At 37.6% G+C, this 19,643-nt stretch carries 17 protein-coding genes; 7 read left to right on the top strand and 10 right to left on the bottom strand.

All coding sequences use genetic code 11. From position 1 onward, the window contains the following. Positions 1 to 48 precede the first annotated feature (48 nt). Positions 49 to 255 carry a hypothetical protein gene (locus EYS08_RS20650; protein ID WP_066759258.1) on the bottom strand — a complete coding sequence of 69 codons (207 nt, stop codon included), beginning with the start codon at positions 253 to 255 and terminating at the stop codon, positions 49 to 51. Positions 256 to 409: 154 nt separating this feature from the next. Beyond that, complete coding sequence (locus EYS08_RS20645; RefSeq protein ID WP_131031890.1) at positions 410 to 3,481, bottom strand: VIT domain-containing protein; 3,072 nt, start codon at positions 3,479 to 3,481, stop codon at positions 410 to 412. A gap of 175 nt (positions 3,482 to 3,656) precedes the next feature. Between EYS08_RS20645 and EYS08_RS20640 the strand changes: the two genes are divergently transcribed. Next, positions 3,657 to 3,980, top strand: a complete 324-nt coding sequence (locus EYS08_RS20640) for a heavy metal-binding domain-containing protein (RefSeq protein WP_029274899.1) — start codon at positions 3,657 to 3,659, stop codon at positions 3,978 to 3,980. 85 nt (positions 3,981 to 4,065) lie between these two features. Here the strand turns inward: EYS08_RS20640 and pfkA are convergent, their stop codons facing one another. The 4 genes from pfkA to EYS08_RS20620 form a co-directional block, all read right to left on the bottom strand. Then, entirely contained in the window at positions 4,066 to 5,049 is a 984-nt protein-coding gene (gene pfkA / locus EYS08_RS20635) for a 6-phosphofructokinase (RefSeq protein ID WP_131031889.1), read from the bottom strand. Continuing rightward, complete coding sequence (locus EYS08_RS20630) at positions 5,042 to 6,736, bottom strand: protein-disulfide reductase DsbD family protein (RefSeq protein WP_131031888.1); 1,695 nt, start codon at positions 6,734 to 6,736, stop codon at positions 5,042 to 5,044. Before EYS08_RS20630 ends, pfkA begins: the two co-directional genes overlap by 8 nt. Before the next feature lie 150 nt (positions 6,737 to 6,886). Further along, positions 6,887 to 7,336: a protein-disulfide reductase DsbD domain-containing protein gene (locus tag EYS08_RS20625; RefSeq protein ID WP_131031887.1), complete on the bottom strand. Its 450-nt coding sequence runs from the start codon at positions 7,334 to 7,336 to the stop codon at positions 6,887 to 6,889. Positions 7,337 to 7,343: 7 nt separating this feature from the next. Continuing rightward, complete coding sequence (locus tag EYS08_RS20620; RefSeq protein ID WP_131031886.1) at positions 7,344 to 8,120, bottom strand: biotin--[acetyl-CoA-carboxylase] ligase; 777 nt, start codon at positions 8,118 to 8,120, stop codon at positions 7,344 to 7,346. A gap of 44 nt (positions 8,121 to 8,164) precedes the next feature. Between EYS08_RS20620 and rsfS the strand changes: the two genes are divergently transcribed. The 3 genes from rsfS to EYS08_RS20605 all read left to right on the top strand — a co-directional run bounded on the left by rsfS (position 8,165) and on the right by EYS08_RS20605 (position 11,294). Further along, on the top strand, positions 8,165 to 8,539 hold the full coding sequence (gene rsfS, locus EYS08_RS20615) for a ribosome silencing factor (RefSeq protein ID WP_057930976.1): 375 nt from the start codon (positions 8,165 to 8,167) through the stop codon (positions 8,537 to 8,539). Positions 8,540 to 8,566: 27 nt separating this feature from the next. Next, the gene (gene ftsH / locus EYS08_RS20610; RefSeq protein WP_131031885.1) at positions 8,567 to 10,585 is read left to right on the top strand and encodes an ATP-dependent zinc metalloprotease FtsH; all 2,019 of its coding nucleotides are present in this window, start codon (positions 8,567 to 8,569) and stop codon (positions 10,583 to 10,585) included. Positions 10,586 to 10,649: 64 nt separating this feature from the next. After that, positions 10,650 to 11,294 (top strand): LutC/YkgG family protein, encoded by a 645-nt coding sequence (locus EYS08_RS20605; protein WP_029274908.1) that lies wholly within the window; start codon positions 10,650 to 10,652, stop codon positions 11,292 to 11,294. Here EYS08_RS20605 and EYS08_RS20600 read toward each other — a convergent pair. The 3 genes from EYS08_RS20600 to EYS08_RS20590 form a co-directional block, all read right to left on the bottom strand. Next, the gene (locus EYS08_RS20600) at positions 11,287 to 12,312 is read right to left on the bottom strand and encodes a hypothetical protein (protein ID WP_131031884.1); all 1,026 of its coding nucleotides are present in this window, start codon (positions 12,310 to 12,312) and stop codon (positions 11,287 to 11,289) included. The genes EYS08_RS20605 and EYS08_RS20600 overlap by 8 nt on opposite strands. A 40-nt stretch (positions 12,313 to 12,352) precedes the next feature. Further along, complete coding sequence (locus EYS08_RS20595; protein ID WP_131031883.1) at positions 12,353 to 12,970, bottom strand: hypothetical protein; 618 nt, start codon at positions 12,968 to 12,970, stop codon at positions 12,353 to 12,355. A gap of 212 nt (positions 12,971 to 13,182) precedes the next feature. Further along, complete coding sequence (locus EYS08_RS20590) at positions 13,183 to 14,175, bottom strand: hypothetical protein (protein ID WP_131031882.1); 993 nt, start codon at positions 14,173 to 14,175, stop codon at positions 13,183 to 13,185. 145 nt (positions 14,176 to 14,320) lie between these two features. Here EYS08_RS20590 and EYS08_RS20585 point away from each other — a divergent pair, with 145 nt between their 5' ends. The 3 genes from EYS08_RS20585 (at position 14,321) to EYS08_RS20575 (ending at position 18,006) form a co-directional block, all read left to right on the top strand. Further along, positions 14,321 to 16,198, top strand: coding sequence for a sensor histidine kinase (locus EYS08_RS20585; protein ID WP_131031881.1), 1,878 nt, complete (start codon positions 14,321 to 14,323; stop codon positions 16,196 to 16,198). Continuing rightward, positions 16,198 to 16,851, top strand: a complete 654-nt coding sequence (locus EYS08_RS20580; RefSeq protein WP_131031880.1) for a response regulator transcription factor — start codon at positions 16,198 to 16,200, stop codon at positions 16,849 to 16,851. The genes EYS08_RS20585 and EYS08_RS20580 overlap by 1 nt, the downstream gene beginning before the upstream one ends. Before the next feature lie 78 nt (positions 16,852 to 16,929). After that, the gene (locus EYS08_RS20575) at positions 16,930 to 18,006 is read left to right on the top strand and encodes a 3-oxoacyl-ACP synthase III family protein (protein ID WP_131031879.1); all 1,077 of its coding nucleotides are present in this window, start codon (positions 16,930 to 16,932) and stop codon (positions 18,004 to 18,006) included. Here EYS08_RS20575 and EYS08_RS20570 read toward each other — a convergent pair. Continuing rightward, positions 18,003 to 19,490 (bottom strand): YfgM family protein, encoded by a 1,488-nt coding sequence (locus EYS08_RS20570; protein WP_131031878.1) that lies wholly within the window; start codon positions 19,488 to 19,490, stop codon positions 18,003 to 18,005. The genes EYS08_RS20575 and EYS08_RS20570 overlap by 4 nt on opposite strands. Between the last annotated feature and the right edge of the window lie 153 nt (positions 19,491 to 19,643).

The raw sequence follows: 19,643 nt of genomic DNA, 5'->3' as shown, positions 1-19,643 counted from the left end.
GCTTGAAGGCTGGCAGGCAGCCTTCGAAAATCGATCTGAAGCATCCGATCAGGGTTTCTTGGGGAGTTTTTTTTTAAGGTCCTCAACGGACTCATCGCTTCTCTGAAGGATCAGTCGCTGGTTGTCATCGATAATCCACTCCACAACCTCGCCCTGCTTGAACTCGATTGCCTGGGCGACAGCTGAGGGGAAATTAACATACCACTGCTCGCTTGTCTTTCTTTTTATAACCTGTACTTTGGTTGGATATCCCATATCTAGTTGTATAACTAGATATAAAAATCAAAAAAAATAACCGTGAAACCAAATTTACGGCTACTTTTTTTTCTTGACTAGTAAATAGCCAAACTCAAGATTCATGGGCGTCGACTTAAGTCGACGCCCATGAATGCAATAATCAATATAATCCCTAAAAATTAAATTCGCCCACCAGGTTTCCACCACTACTTCCAGCCGCCATAGGCAATACAATTACTTTTCTTTGTTGTTTACCTGTGGCATATCGTGTATAAATCTCGGCAGTTACGGTTGTTGGTCCGCTAATGTTAATCTGCCTGTCCCCGTAATAGTTAACTTCGATTTTATATTTTCCCTTTATGGCTTTTTTGATCATAAATTGCTCAGGTCCATAACCCGAAGTGAAATCGTTACTGATCCTGCCGCCTATTTTTGTTCTCGAATTTCCATAAAATCCCTTTTCACCAGTTGGGTCGGTTAACCATAGATCGATATCAGTATCATTTTTATTCCAGTTTAACACTACACGTACATCCACAGGCAATGGTTGAATTAACCTTTTATCAATCCCTTTGGTGCTTAAGTTATTGCCATGTTTTGCAATCAGGTTATTGATTTCGGATATCACAATCTCCTCAATTCCCTGGTCTCGATCGGCAATCTGACTGTTATAACTTTGGGTAAGTACCTTATACAAGTTATCTAATGCAGTTTGATATTGCCCATTATCTGCCAAGGCTAAAGCATAATCTCGGTAACTTTGTGCATCCATTGGCCGCCACTGCAAAACTTTTTGGGTGATAAAAATCTCGTCTTTATAATTACCAGTCTGTTTTAATTTATAGGCTAAAGTTTTATATAAATCGGCATTTTCCAGCTCCAGATCGGCAATATTACTTAAAATGGTCAGTGCCCTAACACTATCTTTCTGTTGGTAAAACCAATTGGCCACATCAAAATAAAACATAGGTGTGCTGATGTAGCTTGAACGCATTTTTAAATAAGCCTGATAAGCGCTGTCTGGTTTTCCAACCAGGTTTTTCATATAATCTTTATCACTTTTAAATTCGGGGACAACAATTGCTGGCTGCGGAACTGGCCTTGACTTTATTCCCCCAACTTCAATACCCGCAACTTTATCCTCAAGAAAACCAATTGAACGCCCAGGAGTGGCATTGCTATAACTTTTCGACACCGTCGTCACGGATGCACCTAAGCTACTTCTTTTCTGCTCAGTAGCGTACCCTACAATAACAACTTCATTTAGCTGATTCGCTTCTACCTCTCTTCTGGCAGCTCCGGTTGGTGATGGCACAACCCTAACCGCTTGTGATCTAGCGCGTTCGGCTTCTCTTCTAGGTCCCTCACTAACAGGTTCAGCCATTACAATATTCGCACTAGGATCTCCATGTACATCCCTTTGCCCCGGATCAGGGTATCTTTCTTTCTTCTTTACGGGTTCTTTATAGTAAAAATCTGTATTCCACCAGGTTTTCAGTTCTTTGGTCATGGCTACCGCAGCATTGATCAGATCTTGCTTACGTTCCAAAATAGCAGCTCTGCGTTGCTTCAAAACCGCATTATAGGCTTGTTGCAATTCAATAGGAGGTACAATATCATAACGCAGATAGTCGTCTAGATTTTCTAACACAATGAGGCTGGTATTACGGGTAACGATACCAAACTGTTTGCTTAAAACACTAATGTCATCCTTATTATCTTCATATTGAATGTCCATTTCAGCAATTTTCTTCTGTGCCCAAACACGGCTAACATCAATGCTGCTTAAAGTATGCTCTGTAGCATTTAACCGAACAACCTGTTCTGAAACAACAGTATTTCCAAAACCAAACTGCAACGTAAATTCTGTATTAAACTCATTCACGATACCGGCTAAAGAGAAATGTCCGTTTACATTTACTTTCATTGAAGGATAAGTCTGCCTTACATCCGCTCCATTTTTAATCCCTAAAAACTGAAGATTTTGCTGGTTCAATTGTTTAAAAGCGTCGCCTACCGAAACCGAGTTCAGGTTAACAAATTGTCCCCCCGTTTTCATGCTGATAAATTTCAAGGTGCTATAATCAGCTTTAAGCGCTGTATTGATACAATGAACCGGTTTATTTAAGTTAACCGTATTTTTCCCGAATGTCGAAAGTCCATCAGTAAATAAAATATATTCGTCTGCCTGCAGGCTTTTAGTATTTATAGCGCTGAAATTTGTTCCCCCATCATATACCAGATTCTTCAGTTTATCTTTTAACTGTGTCCAGTTACCGTTCGAGATTACAAAAGTTCCTGCGTTTTTAAAGCCATTGTTAACCAAGCCTAACTGTATGGTTAAATTTTGTTTTTGCCTGATGATTAAATCCAGCAGTTCTATTTCCTTCTCGGTATTGCGCTGCAGACCACTTAAAGAAACATCCCATATTAAACCTATTTGGTTACCCCACTGTTTTTTCCGGCTTCCGGTTTTAGGAAAAACATTAACCAGAAAATAATAACCTGTTGATGCTTTTTGCATTTGCACTTCGGTCAGATCATTTCTCTTTGGAAGATTAATAGTCAAACCATTTTTAGGCTGATAGTTGGTTTTATTGATCTCTCCAACATAAGTGTTCCCGTTCGCTTTTAAATCAAAACTGCCGTCTGGCTGTTCACCCAGTTCTGGTTTGATGATACTTTCGAAAACGGTAGTTTTTAACGAAAATTTTTCGATGGCCTGGTTATAATCTAAAGGCAAATGATACTTTAAAACATTCTTATTATTAGAACTTAACTCTTCTTCATAACCTACAATTATGGTTCTGCTGCCGTTTGCAGGTAAGGGATAAATCCTGGTGCGGAAATTATTCCCTTCAACTTTTTCCAACAAGCCCGGGTCTATCCTACGGCGCTCAATACTTTCGAAAACCTCTGTTGCTTTCGCTTTTTCTACCGGAACAGCCTCACGCATCTTTCCGTTTATATCTAAAGCGTAACGGCTAATGCTAACCCCTTCTGGCATGGGAAAAGTTAATTCACCCTCCAAAATGTGGTTACTGTTATTGTGGAAGGTCATCGTCATTACCGTTGTGGCAATATTTCCGGTAATCTGCACATCGATATTTAACTTTTTAAGTTTAACAGCATCTTTTTGCTCGCTGGTTTCGGCCTGTTGCACCTTTAAAACAGGCATTTGCGCCTGAACAAAAAATATAGCCAGTAATAGGGGAAGGGTGAGTAAGGTTTTAGATGGTCTCATAACGGTAATTTTTAAATAGTGATGCAAAAGCGTTAGCGATTACATAAATTTATTTTCGGAGCCTCATCTTTTTTTGGTTTTGGAAGTAAAAACCTTTTGGAAAATCTAAAATGGTCTTTTCCAAAAAAATGTAACATTTCTAAAAAAAATTGTTCTAATTATTAAAACTGAAACTATGTTAGTAACCACAACGCCTTCAGTTGAGGGCAGAAAAATTGTAAAATATATAGGTCTTGTTACCGGAGAAACCATTATTGGCGCAAATATTTTTAAAGATTTATTTGCTGGCATAACAGATATAGTGGGGGGCAGATCGAGCTCTTATGAACGTGTTTTAAGAGAGGGAAAAGATACAGCAGTTAACGAAATGCAACAGTATGCAGCCGCATTAGGCGCAAACGCAATTGTTGGTGTAGATTTAGATTATGAAACTGTTGGCAGCGGAGGCAGCATGTTAATGGTGAGCGCCAATGGTACTGCTGTTATTTTAGAAGATTAAGAAATTTGCTTATTGCGAAAACTAAGCAAAAACAAGAAAGTCTTTCCGGTGCGGGAAAGACTTTTCTTTTATATGCTATTATCGTTTAAAACGAAAGTATATCGATTAATTTTAACCATTTAGAGCTCACCTTTTCAGCATTAATGTGTTTAATCGCATGATCAAAAGGGGTAAAAACAATTTCACGGTTAATCTGGCCAGCCATAACACCGCTTTCGCCATTAATTAAACCCTCTACAGCAGCAACGCCTAAGCGGCTTGCCAACACCCGATCCATACAGGTCGGTTTTCCGCCACGCTGAATATGCCCTAAAACTGAAACTTTAGTATCGTAATGCGGGTATTTTTCCTGCAGAATTTCGCCAACCTTAAACGCGCCACCAGTATCATCGCCTTCAGCAACAATAATAATTTTCGAGGCTTTATCTTTACGGCTATGCTCCAGTTTATGCAAAATATCGTTTGCATTCATGTTTGCTTCCGGAATCATAATGGCTTCGGCGCCCACACCGATTCCACTTCTTAAAGCAATTAACCCAGAGTCGCGGCCCATTACCTCCACTATAAAAAGCCTGTCGTGCGATTCGGCTGTATCTCTGATTTTATCTACCGCATCGATAACGGTATTAATGGCAGAGTCGTAACCAATAGTAAAATCCGTTCCGGCCAAATCGTTATCAATAGTGCCAGGCAAACCAACAATTGGGAAATCGAACTCTTTTGAAAAAATATTTGCGCCTGTAAATGTTCCATCACCACCAATTACAACCAAGGCATCAATTCCATTGGCTTTCAGATTTTCGTATGCTTTTTTTCTGCCTTCTATGGTTTTGAATGCTTCGCTACGGGCTGTTTTTAAAATGGTTCCTCCTCGCTGGATAATATTTGCCACAGATTTGCGGTCCATAGGGATAAAATCATTGTTGATCAACCCTTCGTAACCACGGATAAACCCTATTACTTCGATATCATAATAAATTGAGGCCCTTACTACAGCCCTGATTGCGGCATTCATGCCTGGCGAATCTCCACCAGAGGTTAAAACACCAATATTCTTAATCTTATTCATTTGTTTGTTTCTTAGCAAATTCTGATAATCCATTATCCAGATATTGCAAATATTTATCTATATTAAATTCTACTCCGATAGGAGGCGAAACTAATTCTTTTTCATCAGTACCCAAAAGTACATAATATGGTTGCGAAATGGTATTAAATCTTTCAGCCTGCAAATGTTTAAATTTTTTACCAACTGTATTCACTTTTGTGCCTAAAATTTTAGAATCAAATTGTTCAGCAGCTGGCAGATCAGTTTTATCATCCGTGTAAAGCGACACAACAACGTAGTCTTCTTTCAATTTTTTAAGCACTCTGCGGTCAGACCAAACTCTTGCTTCCATTTCGCGGCAATTTACGCACCCATGGCCTGTAAAATCAAGGAATAGCGGTTTTTTTACCTCTTTTGCGTAAGCCAACGCCTCCTGATAATCAAAAAATCCATCAATATTATGTGGAATGTGAAGGAATTCAGCATATTTACGTTTAGCATTCCCAGTTGTTGTTATTTGGTTTGATCCACCACCGCTATCTTGTCCGATCACAAAATCCTGGGTAGAAAGTGGAGGTACCAGTGCACTTACGGCTTTTAAAGGAGCTCCCCATAAACCAGGGATTAAATATATAGCAAATACGAAAGTGGCAGTTGCAATAAACAACCTTGGCACTGAAACATAAGGAAGATCACTATCGTGAGAAAATTTGATTTTTCCCAATAAATAAACGCCTAAGATTAAAGCGAGTACAATCCAAATGGCCAAGAAAATCTCTCTATCCAATATGCCCCAGTGATATGCCAAATCGGCTGTTGAAAGGAATTTTAAAGATAAACCCAGCTCTAAAAAGCCAAGAAAAACTTTAATGGAGTTTAACCAACCGCCAGATTTTGGCAATCCTGTCATTAAACTCGGGAATATGGCAAACATGGTAAAAATTATCGCTAGCGATAATGAGAAACCAAACATGACCACTACAGGTGTTAGTAAATCGGTATTAATGGCAACTAACGAGGTTCCGATCAGTGGGCCGGTGCATGAGAAGGAAACAACCGCTAAGGTTGCTGCCATGAAAAAGATCCCGCTTAAACCTTTAGCATCCGATTTTGCATCAAGTTTGTTTACAAAGGAACTTGGCAGGGTAATTTCGAAAGCCCCTAAAAACGATACACCAAAAACAATCAGTATAAGGAAGATAAAAATATTAAAAAATCCATCGGTAGATATTTCATTTAATGCACTGGCGCCCCAGATCAAGGTAATAATTACACCTAAACCAACATAAATTACGATGATTGATAAGCCGTAAATAATGGCACTTCTGATCCCTTTTGCCCTGCTTTCGGCTCTTTTGGTAAAAAAACCAACAGTAAGCGGAACCATGGGAAAAATACATGGAAGAAAAAAAGCGGCAATACCGGCTAAAAGGCCTAAACCAAAGATTACCCAAAGCGATTGTTTCGGGGAATCCTTACCAGCAACCACAGCTTTTTCTACTTTGGCTGTATCCTTTTTAAGGGTATCTTTTTCCGTTTTTACCTGGCTATTGGCTGCACTATCCTGTGCAGAACCTACTTCGGTAAAAACAATATCATTAGGAGGAGCGGTTGCTGTGGTATCTTGCGTTACAATGGCGTAACTCTTAACAGCTGGAAATGCAATAAACATTGTAGCCATTAACAACAATAATAAAACCTTTTTCATTTGTGTGTTTTGTGTGTGTATTTTTTGAAACCGTGAAATTAAGAATAATTTTAGAAACGATTTTTTTTAAACCACTACTCCACGTAGATTTTACTTTAAAAAGAAACAGTCCCGAAAAGCCGGGACTGTTTGTAAATATTTTGATGTCAACTATTTAACCGGAACGCTGAACTCAACTTCTTCCGGCGGAAGACATTGTTTATCGTTACAAACCATAAACTCAACTTTTCCTTTAACAGCAGCTGTACCCTTATTTAATTTAACTTTTTGCTGGAAAATTACTGCTTTTTCGAAATAGCTTACATTCATTTTAAATGTACTTTCGTATTTAACAATTGCTTTAGGCTCGATTGTTTTACCAACAAGGCTAAAATCTTTAGAAGGGGCAAAAGTAAATGTAGTTTTTACCGGACCACCGTCTTTCACATTTTGCGAATAGATATGCCATCTATCTTCAATTGTAGCCTTTAAATATATAACGGCTTCATCTTTACTTATTTTCTTTGCAGAGTAAGCCCAGGTAACTGGCTTTTCGATTTGGGCAAATGCACCGGCGATGGTAAAAACTACCATCGAAAGCACTAAGGCGATTTTTTTCATTGTATGTTTATTTTGTGTGTGTAAATTCTATTTCTTTAAAATTAAAGACTTTTAAGCCATTCTTTGTATCAACAGTTAGCCTACCATCATCTTCAACTCCTATTATAGTACCTTCAAAAAGCGCTCCATTTTGCTTATACAACGCTGGAATATTAAACTTATAAAGTCTTGAAAGGTAAACATTTTGTAAAATACTATATTTCCCTGTCCTCAAAATTAAGTAGTATTTTTCCATAAACATGAATAATTTATCCATAATATCCATTAAAGACAGATCTCTTTGTAAAATTTGAATGACAGAAGTAGCAAGTTGGCTAATACTAGCCGAAAATTCGGATTGATTGATATTTAAACCAATGCCAATAACTGATGATTTAATAGAATTGCCTGTCAGTGTGTTTTCGATTAATATTCCACCTAATTTCTTATTTTGGTAATACATATCATTAGGCCATTTTACTTTTATCCCTTCCGGTACAAAACAAGACAAAGCATCACTAACAGCTAAACTAACGGCTATATTTAAATAAAACTGCTTATCAAGGGGCAAAAACGACGGTTTTAAATAAATGCTTGTGCTTATATTTTTTCCTGCCTGTGTTTGCCAAACGCTTTCTTGCTGTCCTCTTCCGGCAAACTGATTATCTGCCATAATTACAGTCCCTTCGGCTAATGGCTCGGATTTTGACACCAAATCTTTTAAAAAGTTATTAGTAGAATCAACTTCTTTTAATTTGATTAAATTTTGACCAACAAATAGTGTCGAAAAAGTGTTATTTTGCAAGTGTTGAATTTATAATATTGTAATTCCAAAATTAAAGCATTTTAATGGTAAAAAAGAAAATAGTAGCCCTTTCTACATACCTTTCTGAGTTAGCCGTTCACGGCATACAGGAGAAAAAAGGAGAAGATATCGTGCGGTTAGATCTTAGAAATATTCATACCTCAGTGGCTGATTACTTTATTATTGCGAGCGCCAACTCTGGCACTCAGGTAAAAGCTATTGCCGATAGTGTAGAAAAAGAAATATATAAAGCCACTCAAGCCGATCCAAGACATAAAGAAGGTTTCGAATCGGCAGATTGGATTATTCTTGATTATTTCGATGTGGTTGTGCACATTTTTAAAACCGAAAAGCGCCACTTTTATGGCATAGAAGAACTTTGGGGGGATGCTGAAAGCACAAATTATCAAAGCGCATAACCTATAGAACCATTTTGACAAAGACAAATGAACGACAATCAAAATACCAACGAAAAACAAGGAAAAAGAATTCCAAATATTCCAAAAAAACCACAGAAAGGATCAAAATTTAATATTTTCTGGGTTTATGCAGCCATTATTATTGCGATTATAGCAGCACAGTTTTTATTTACTACCGATGGCGGTAAAGAGGTTACCTACCAAAAGTTTGAACAACAGATGTTACTTAAAGGTGATGTTCAGAAAGTTGTTGCTTATAAATCCGACGATTTAGTCCGTGTAGAGGTTTATATCAAAAAGGATAGCCTAAAAAAACCAGTATACGATGCTTATAAAAGCAATAGCACATTTAATGTAAACAGTAATAATGCTAGCCCTGTTGTATATTTCAATGCCGGTACAATGGATGGCCTTGATAAACAACTTGCCGATTCACAAAAAGATCTTCCGGCTAACCAACCACGGGTACTCGCAGAAAAAACCAGCCGCAGCAATCCGTTGGCAAGCTGGTTCTTAAGCATCATTTTACCCGTATTGCTTTTAATCGGTTTCTGGATTTTTATGATGCGCAGAATGGGCGGTGGTGCTGGCGGTGGCGGTCAGATTTTCAGTATCGGAAAATCAAAAGCAACTTTATTCGATAAAGAAAGCCAGGTAAACATTACTTTCAACGATGTTGCAGGTTTAGAAGAAGCAAAAACAGAGGTAATGGAAATTGTTGATTTCCTTAAAAACCCTAAAAAATATACCGATTTAGGTGGAAAAATCCCTAAAGGTGCTTTACTTGTAGGTTCGCCAGGTACCGGTAAAACCTTATTGGCTAAAGCTGTTGCAGGCGAGGCTCAGGTTCCTTTCTTCTCTCTATCAGGGTCTGATTTTGTAGAGATGTTTGTAGGAGTAGGTGCATCTCGTGTTCGCGACTTATTTAAACAAGCAAAAGATAAATCGCCATGTATCATCTTTATTGATGAGATTGATGCTATTGGCCGTGCGCGCGGTAAAAATGGTGTAATGGGTGGAAATGATGAACGCGAAAACACCTTAAATCAACTTTTAGTTGAAATGGATGGTTTTGGCACTAATACACACGTTATTATCTTAGCTGCCACGAACCGTGCTGATGTTTTAGATAAAGCTTTGTTAAGAGCAGGTAGGTTCGACAGACAGATTTATGTGGATTTACCGGATGTTATCGAGCGTAAACAAATTTTCGAGGTTCACATCACTCCGCTTAAAAAATCGGAAGAGCTTGATACCGAATTTTTAGCAAAACAAACGCCAGGATTCTCAGGAGCAGACATTGCAAATGTTTGTAACGAAGCGGCATTAATTGCTGCCCGTAAAAATAAATCGGCAGTTGATAAGCAAGATTTCTTAGATGCTGTAGATAGAATTGTAGGTGGTTTAGAAAAGAAAAACAAAATCATCACACCAAGTGAAAAACGCGCTATTGCTATTCACGAGGCTGGTCACGCCACAGTAAGCTGGTTGTTAGAACATGCCGCGCCTTTAGTTAAGGTTACTATTGTGCCACGCGGACAGAGCTTAGGTGCAGCCTGGTATTTACCAGAAGAACGCTTAATTGTTCGTCCTCACCAAATGCTTGATGAAATGTGTGCAACTATGGGCGGCAGGGCAGCTGAAAAAGTGATGTTCGATACCATTTCTACCGGTGCACTTAGCGATTTAGAGAAAGTGAACAAACAAGCCAGAGCAATGGTTACCATTTATGGTTTGAACGATAAATTAGGAAACATTACTTATTACGATTCATCTGGTCAGAACGAGTATAATTTCTCTAAACCATATTCAGAGGACACCGCTTTAACTATCGACAAAGAAATTTCGGCATTAATTGAAGGCCAATACCAAAGAGCAATTAGTTTATTAGAAGAAAATAAAGATAAATTGATTCAATTGGCTGATATTTTAATCGAAAAAGAAGTTTTATTTAAAGATGATTTAGAAGTGATTTTTGGAAAACGTTTATTCGAAAACCAAGGAGAAAGCGGAACCCCCGGACATATTACGCCGGTAGAGGCATAAATAAATAATTTCTATTATTACATTTGCTACCCTAGTTTAAATAATTAGGGTAGCTTTTTTTATAATGAAGGATAATACGACAGCGAAAGAACAAATACTAAAAAAGATAAGGAAAGCACTATTAGAAAAGCGCGAAAACCCTTATCCTAATTTAGAAGAAAGTCAATTGTATAAAAAAAATACAGATGAGCTAGAGGTATTATTTGCCGAACAGCTTACCGCTATATCTGGTAATTTTATCTTCTGCGAAGACGGGATCGATTTTTTTGAAAACATGCTGCAGTTGGCCGATAAGTTTAAATGGCGAAAAATATACTGTTGGGAACCAGAACTTCAGCAATTTTTAAGCAAATACGAATTTCCTTTTTACCAAACCGATAAAGATTTTGAACAGGCCGAAGTAGGCATTACCCTTTGTGAAGCCTTGATTGCCCGTAATGGAAGTGTAATGGTAACTAACCAGGGTGCTGCAGGAAGAAGGCTTAGTATCTTTCCACATCATCACATCGTGATCGCCAAAACCAGTCAGTTGGTTTTAGATCTTAAAGATGCTTTTCTGTTATTAAAGAACAAGTATGGCAATCAAATCCCATCAATGATCAGCAACATTACAGGCCCAAGCAGAACTGCCGATATCGAAAAAACATTGGTTTTAGGCGCACATGGGCCTAAAGAGCTTTTTGTATTTTTGATTGATGATTTTAGTTAAGACCCTGACTCTCATAGCTGTTAGTCTTGGCCTTTGCTGTATATTTCAAAAACCCTACGGCAACACCTAATCTTACCCATGCATATTTATCCTTAAAATAAATATTGTAAGGATCTTCTCCATAATAACCAGCCGCTAACATAAATGCAGTTTGTCTCATCCAAAATGGAGAATAGTATGCGGTTGCCTCTATATTCAATCTCCTTTTAACCGCGAATAAGTTATAATTATTATATTTATTTATCGCATACGATGTTTCTAGGTTCCATCTGAACCGTTCTTTATTTAACCACCCTTTTTGATCATCCTCTCTACTAGGATGGCGTTTGTTATTGTCCTTATCATCCTTGGTTAAAAGATCATAGAAATAGGAATATGTTCGGTAAGAAAAACTATAGCCAATCCTGGTAAAACCGTAATCTCCTTTTATCACATCATCAGAATCAAACAATCCATTTGATTTAAACTCAAGTTGATGATTTATTGAAGATCTTATCACATTGCTATCCAATTCAATTCGGCCCCAATTATACCTCCCATAAATATAATTTGTAGAAAAGTCCCAATCTTTATAATTCAGGGTGCCTACAACCTGCCTTTGAATAGTATCCTGCCCATTAGAATGATGCATGAAACCCAGTGTGGCATATTTATAATTGTTTTCATCACGATTAAGCCGGTAATAAATTGCTGCTCCTATCCTAAAATCGGGGGTATAAACTGGTTTAGATTTTATATCAAGCATCCTTATAGTAAAATCCGGAACTAATGCAATAGCCAATCTCGAGCCCTTTGTTCCAAGTATCATAAAAGATGTGCTTAGTCTTGACGTAAATACATATTTATTTTTTGCACCTAGTTCTCCTAATGGAGCAATATAGGATAGTGGGTGATTCTGCCTATAAAAATCAATATATCTCAGATTAAGATAACGTGAGCTATCTGATTTAAGCAAATCTTGTGCTTTAACATTTTTGCAAAATGTTAATATAAGAATGAGGAGCGCTATTTTTTTCATGATGCAGTTTTATAGGTTCAATTTACTGTTCAAAACAGAATTATTTTGCATTGGTAATTGGCGATTTTTTTGCAGATAGCTTTTCTATAATATCACCCACAATATAAGGAGGTTCTTTATAGGCTATTTTAAGGTTAACATCGCTATGAGGATGTGTCAATCCAATTCTATGAGCGGTTTCATGAGCGATTGTATTTGCGATACTAGGCCCATTACGATGTTTTAATGGGATCCTATTTAGCAATATTGGGCCATCTGCAGTTCCATCATAGGCAATATTATGATAAAAGGTATAGCGGAACCAGCCTATGGGACCTCCATAGGTTTCTATAAATTCTCCATTAATCTGTGTCCGCATTTTTTTGACCACATCTTTTGCAACTATGTTTTTCCATGCCTCTGCATGAGGCCCATTCCCAATACTGTCTCTGATGTAATTTTCCAACTCAGTTTCAAATGCGTCAGAATAGATCGCGTTGATAGACAACTTGACGGCTTCTTCATAGTCATTTACTTTTTTACAAGGGATCTTCGAAGAAGCAAAAGAAATAGAGCGACCGTCAACAATCATCGTAACGGGCTGAACTATGCAGATTTTTGCACAAGAAGTGGATAGTATTACTATTCCTCCAATTAATAAGCGTAAATTTATGTTCATAATAAGCGAAATTTATGGTCTTGTTTGTTGTTATCAGCTAAGGTTTTACTTTCATCAAATAAATACACCTCCAGGGCAAACCTACCCTGATGGCCCAGTTTACAGTACTTGACCTATCTCTAAACTCGGGGCTATAGATACCCCCATCTGAAATTTATAATATTGATAGAAGGCGTTTATCTCCTTAATAACCCCTATTTAATATTAACAAACTATCTATCTGCTTTTGGTATTTTTTTTACCACCATTTCTCTATTGGCATTGAGGCAATACACATCTTCATCATAGTTGGTATACACACGCGAAAGAAAAGGTACAAGATCAGGCTCGCCCGGTATTTTCCTTCCGCCAACATAGATCGATATGCTTACAAATCGGCCAGCATCTTTATCAAGTTTTATACTTTTTTTGGTTTTTAGGTTGTAAATTTCAACATTTTCGTAGCCTGTATAATTGTTTCCGTAAGAGCGCCATTCTGGAAGAGTTGGGCTTTTACACACCACAAAATAATCATCCGCAAGATGGAAAATGGTACTAATGGTGTTATTGTTAAAATACCTTTTTCCTTTAAGATCTACTATATCGGCGACATTTTGTTCTCTCCCGTTTGATATCTTATTCGTTTCCTTTAAAAGCACTATTCCAATGTTCTTCGGAAAATTATTCTTGTTTTCGCGCCACACAGCGTAAGTTTCTAAATAGTCGTTACTCTTTAAAACCGTATCCTTATTCTCGTTTAAAAAGAAATTTGTTCTGCTATTGTGTGTAAACATTCCCATTCCCCAACCTGCATATAGCTCTATATCTTTACCTAGTTTAACTGGCCCCTTCTTTACAGGCACTTCAGGTTTTTTATTCTCAGTTGCAGATGTTTTGGGCATAGTAACGTGCACTTCGGTTACCTTATTTTTAGCAGTAATTTCAGCCTGTTTCTTTTTAAAGGAAATTGCATTTTCGGCTTTAAGTTTTTCGTTTCTTAAATTATGTGCGGCGGAAGCAGCTTTATCATCCGCGATCTTCTTTTTGCGGGCAACCTCATTTTCTTTGTCACAAGCAGGGCACATCAATTTTCCCTCCGAGTTATTCCAACCTTTAGGCGCAAATTTGCAGTTATAACGGGCATATTCGCTCTTCGAAACATGCGATTGGGCATTGGCTGCCTGTACCATAACCAGCAGCAAAACAATTGTCAAGAAACTTTTCATTTTAAGTTCGTTTAATTCATTGTAAAAATACCCGATCAACTAAACGATTTATATACCCTTTACTGGGTATATTTAGTACATGGTTTATATACTATATTTATGAAATATTAGGGGTTACCTTAAACATTACGACCAATTCTCATCAATGAATAAACTTTTTTTGCTATTCTTATTTTTTATAACCCTAATACAGGTCTGCTTTGCGCAACAGGGCAACCCAATTTTAATCGATACGGCAAAAAAATTCAATATTAGTGAGCACGGGTATTTCTATGAGGACAAAAATTTAAATCTAAGCATCGATTCTATTGTAAAATATAAGCAGGCCCGGAAACTCATCCCACTAATACCAGGAAAAGTTTTTAGTAAAGGTTACACCCAATCTTATTACTGGATTGCTTTTGATATCGAAAATACCCTAAATGAATCTGTGCACCTTATGTTTAAGGAGCAGAGCTCTAGCATTAACCAACTCCAGCTGTTTAAAGTAGATCAGTTGGGAAAGATATATCCCTTAGGCTTAACAGGCGATCATTTTCCTTTTAAACAACGCCCCTACCGCAATAGAAGCTTTATCTATCCAATGGTTCTTTCGCCTCATGAAAAGGCCACTTTTTATTTGTGGGCAGACAAACGCGGACAGAACATGTACATGCCAATATCTATCGGACGTGATGTTGATATTATTCAGGCAGAGATTCCGCAGCATACCCTATTTGGATTTTACACAGGCATTTTTGTTTTTGCCGTGATATTTAATCTGTTATTGTATGCTTCTGTAAAGGACAACATCCACCTATATTATGCAATTTACATTTTTTGTACCCTAATTTTTATCCTGGAAGAAGAGGGGTTGGCTTTTCAATGGTTCTACCCAAATTTACCTGGTCTACAGGATTATATGCGGCTGATTATGGCATCGCTGAGCTGTGGCCTGTTAATTCAGGTAATGCAGCTGTTTGTTAACCAAAATAGCACAAACAGTCGATTATATCGCTTTACCAATTATTATAAAAGGTTCTGCTGGGCCATGTCCATCATTCCGGTATTTATGCTTTTCAAATCGTTTATCCTCTTAGAAAAAACTGTTTTTTACATCAACAATTTTCTTGCACTCCTTACTGTAATCATTATTATTATCTGTGTAGTGGAAAGAATTAGAGCAGGCTACAAGTTAGGCTGGTATTATTTTATTGCAACCGTGATGTTGTTATTTGGGGTTTTTAACTATGTTTTTAACACACTAGGGCTTACCAACTTTAATTTATTAAAGCCAAATGGTTTAGTAGTGGGTTTAACAGCCGAAATCATTTTCCTTTCATTTGCATTAACACAGCGTTATAATTTTCTAAAAAAAGAAAAGGAAATTCTGCTCGAAGAAAAGAGCAAACATCAGGTAGACCTTGCTGATGGCATTTTTAATGCACAGGAAGATGAACGGACGCGTTTGGCCCGCGATCTTCATGATGACCTCGGCGGCACACTTTCAATTATAAAACTAAACATCACCGCTTTTCAGCACAAAGTTTTAAAACTTACTGAAAATGACCGCTTATTTTACGACCAAACCATCAGTATGATCGAAAAGGCATGTGCCGATTTAAGGGAAATATCGCACAATTTAATGCCAAAAAACTTTGAGCAGCTTGGTTTAATTGAAACATTAAACGAGCATTTTAGAACCCTGAACCATTCAGGTAAAATTGCATTCGAATTTGTTTTCCAGGTAGAACACCCTATTGAAAGTGGAATGGAAATTACCATATACCGGATTGTTAACGAACTGGTAAACAACATCATCAGGCATTCTTTTGCATCGAAGGCAACCATACAGATTTTATCTTTCGATGAAAGAATTAGCATTGTGGCCGAAGATAACGGCATTGGTTTTAATCCCGATATGGATAAAAAGGGTTTAGGTACACAAAATATTCTATCGAGGGTAAATTATCTTAATGGTAAAATCCAGGTAGACAGTAATCAAAACGGTACAACAACAGTAATTGATATCCCCTTGAAATAATGGACACAATTCAACAGAAGCCCACCACGTTAATGATCGCTGATGATCATAAATTGTTTGCCGAAGGATTATCGGCTATTCTCTCTGAGCAGCTTAATTTTAAAATAATCGGTATGGCATCTAATGGAAAGGAGATTTTGCACCTCTTGAACACCCAGATACCTGACATTTTAATCCTTGATCTGAACATGCCGGTTTTAGACGGTGAAATTGCCGCCGAAAAAATCAGGCAATTATTTCCTGCTGTTAAAATAATGGTCTTATCAATGTATTATACTGCAACCTTAGCAGCAAAACTTGAGGGCATAGGGGTAATGGCTTTTATTCAAAAAGATACCGATGCAGAAACACTATTCAAAATTATTTCCGGCTTGCAGAACGGAGAAAAATATTTCCAAAAAATAAAATCGGATGTTCAACCGTCCTCTGTCTTTAATGACAGTGATCATTTCCAAAAAAGCCATAACTTAACCGCCCGGGAAATGGAAATATTGAAATTGATCAGTAACGACTATACTTCACAGCAAATTGCTCAAAAATTATTTATAGCTTTAAACACTGTTGATACGCACCGTAAAAATATGGCACAAAAGCTCAACGTAACAGGAAAAGCAGGATTATTAAAATTCGCACTTGAAAATAAGCTCCGTTAATATTTAATTTATTTTCGTTTATCGAATATAATTGATATTTTTATACTACATACCGTTTTAGTATGCGGTATTATAATTATGAGCAGAGCAATAAATACAGTAATAACCGGTACCGGGAGTTATATTCCAAAAAATATTATTTCTGGTAACGAATTCTTAAATTCGACATTTTTTGAGAATGGAAATCTATTGGAGAAAGAGAATTCGGAGATCATTGATAAATTCTCTGAAATTACGGAGATCGTGGAAAGGCGTTACGCCTGCCCTGAGCAGTTAAGCAATCATATTGGCGCAAAGGCAGCAGAAAAAGCCATTGAAAATGCGGGGATAGATAAAGAAACCTTAGACTATATTATATTTTGTCATAATTTTGGTGATATCCCTTTGGGTAGCAACCGCATTGACATTTTGCCTTCTTTAGCTTCAAAGGTAAAACAACAGCTAGGCATTCAAAATCCTGACTGCGTTGCCTACGACATCATTTTTGGCTGCCCGGGATGGGTTCAAGGCGCAATACAGGCAGATTACTATATTAAAAGCGGGGATGCAAAACGTGTTATGGTTATTGGTGCAGAAACCTTAAGCCGTATTATCGATCCACATGACCGTGATAGCATGATCTTTTCGGACGGTGCTGGAGTCGTAATTTTCGAGGCAGAAGAATCAGAAGAAAAAAGAGGAATACTAGCGCATAAAACAGAAACGCATGCCGTAAACCATGGCAATTTATTAACCATGGGCAAGAGCTCACATCCTGATGAAACCAATGGAAACCTTTACCTGAAAATGAATGGACGCAAACTTTATGAGTTTGCAGTAGTACAGGTACCTCAGGTGATAAAAAAGGCCATTGATAAAGCTGGCTTAAGCGTAGAAGATGTGAATATCGTTTTCGTTCACCAGGCCAATGGCAAAATGGATACCGCTATCATGAAACGTTTATTTAAACTTTATGGCAAAGATACAGTACCCGAAAACTTAGTCCCAATGACGATTTCATGGCTAGGAAACAGTTCAGTTGCCACTGTACCAACCTTATTGGACCTGGTATTAAAAGGCGAAGTTAAAGGCTACAAAGTTAAGGCTGGCGATGTAGCTGTTTTTGCTTCAGTAGGAGCAGGGATGCATATTAATGCATTTGTACACCGCTTCTAATTTGCCAACCGTTTTAAACCGGCCCTGGCCTGGCTTTCAATACTGCTTTCAAATTCATGATTTTTCATGGCAATGGCTGTATTGAAAGCCTCTTTCGCTTTCGCATTATTTTTCCTTCTTTCGTAAACCTTACCCATCTGTACTGCAGCGTTGGCGGCAAAATAATATTTTAGGTTTTTGCCTTCATTAATTGTCTCCTGATAAGCTGTTAATGCTTGATCATCTTTCCCCAAATCATCGTAAATCCTACCCAAACGGTAATTCAGTTCTGTTTTGTCTTTATCGTTGGCGTAATCCGTTACTTTCTTATCATCAAGAATCTGCAGGGCCCTGCTCAAATAACCACCATCAAACAGTAACCGGGCTTTCAACAGATCAATTGTTGGCGTTCCTGAAGCAGCCTCGGCTTTCGCCTGCTTGTCTTTTTCCATGTAGGTGTATCCGTTTTTAACTGCCTTGGCTGCAAACGCCGCGTAGGCTGCTTTATCTCCCTTCAGAAGAGAGATCCAGCCTAAATGAAGGTAAGCATCCTTCACAAAGTTTACCCCCTTGGTTGCCTGCAAAAAGCGGTTAAAATAGATTCCCGAATTAAGATTCAATTTATTGAGGTGTGCAATACCCTCCAGATAATCTAAATAAGGAAAAGGCTGATAAACCCGTCCTGCTGGCCGCTTGGCCAAAATAGCAATAGCTTCTTCACTATGCCCGTTTTTAATGCATACATAACTCTGCAAATAACTTTTTAATAAACTGGTATCCGCAATCCTTTCTGTATATTTTATGGTTTTTGCATAAGCCTGTGAGCTATGTGCAACATCGGTTAACACATAAGCATAATAAAACACCACTTCTTCGTAAAAAGGCTCGTAGGAAGATTTTGGTAGATTATCGGCCAGTTTTTCGAACATATTTAATCCGTTCTGAAGGTTGCCTTTGATTCCAAAAGTAGATAACGCCGTTTTTAAAGCTCCATCCGGAAGATTGCCCAAAACTGCATTAATCAACCCCAAACCTTTTAAGTTAAGGTGAAAGTTCGGGAACTTCTTATTGTTCTCCTGCAAAAGACTGTTGGCCTTTTTAACCTCCATTGCAGCATTAAAATATTCACCAAACCGCCCGCGGATGAGTGCCCATTGCAAATTAATTTCTGCCTGCGCATACAGATAGTAGGGTGACTTTTTATCGTCATCACTTATTTGATCTAACCGTATAGATTTATTGCCTTTTAAGCGATCAAAATCAGCTTTGCTCTCGGAAGTTAAAACTGTAAAATAATCTACATAGTTTTCTAAAAGCGGAATAATGGAATTATTGGGGTGCTGCTTTTTTTCGGTGGAGATATAAGCTCTCGCATTGCCCAGTTTAAGTTCGAATATGCTTTTATAGGCATTTAAACAATTGCTGTTAAAGTCGAAATTTGCAAATAAAGATGCCGGAAACAGTAGAAGAGCAGAAAAAGCAAAAACAGGGATGATTTTAGTCATTCAGGAATATATTTCAGTTTGATTCTGCGCCAAAGCAACAGTGGTTCACATTTAAACAAATATCTACATTAAACGCTAAAATCATATTCTTGTTTTGTTTAACCGCTAGAAAATAGGTCTAAACAAAAACGTCCCGATTAAATCGGGACGTTC

This window comes from Pedobacter kyonggii, from assembly GCF_004310665.1.
Lineage (GTDB): Bacteria > Bacteroidota > Bacteroidia > Sphingobacteriales > Sphingobacteriaceae > Pedobacter > Pedobacter kyonggii.
Note: the sequence above shows the minus strand (reverse complement) of the source record. Positions and strands in the feature narration are given on the sequence as shown.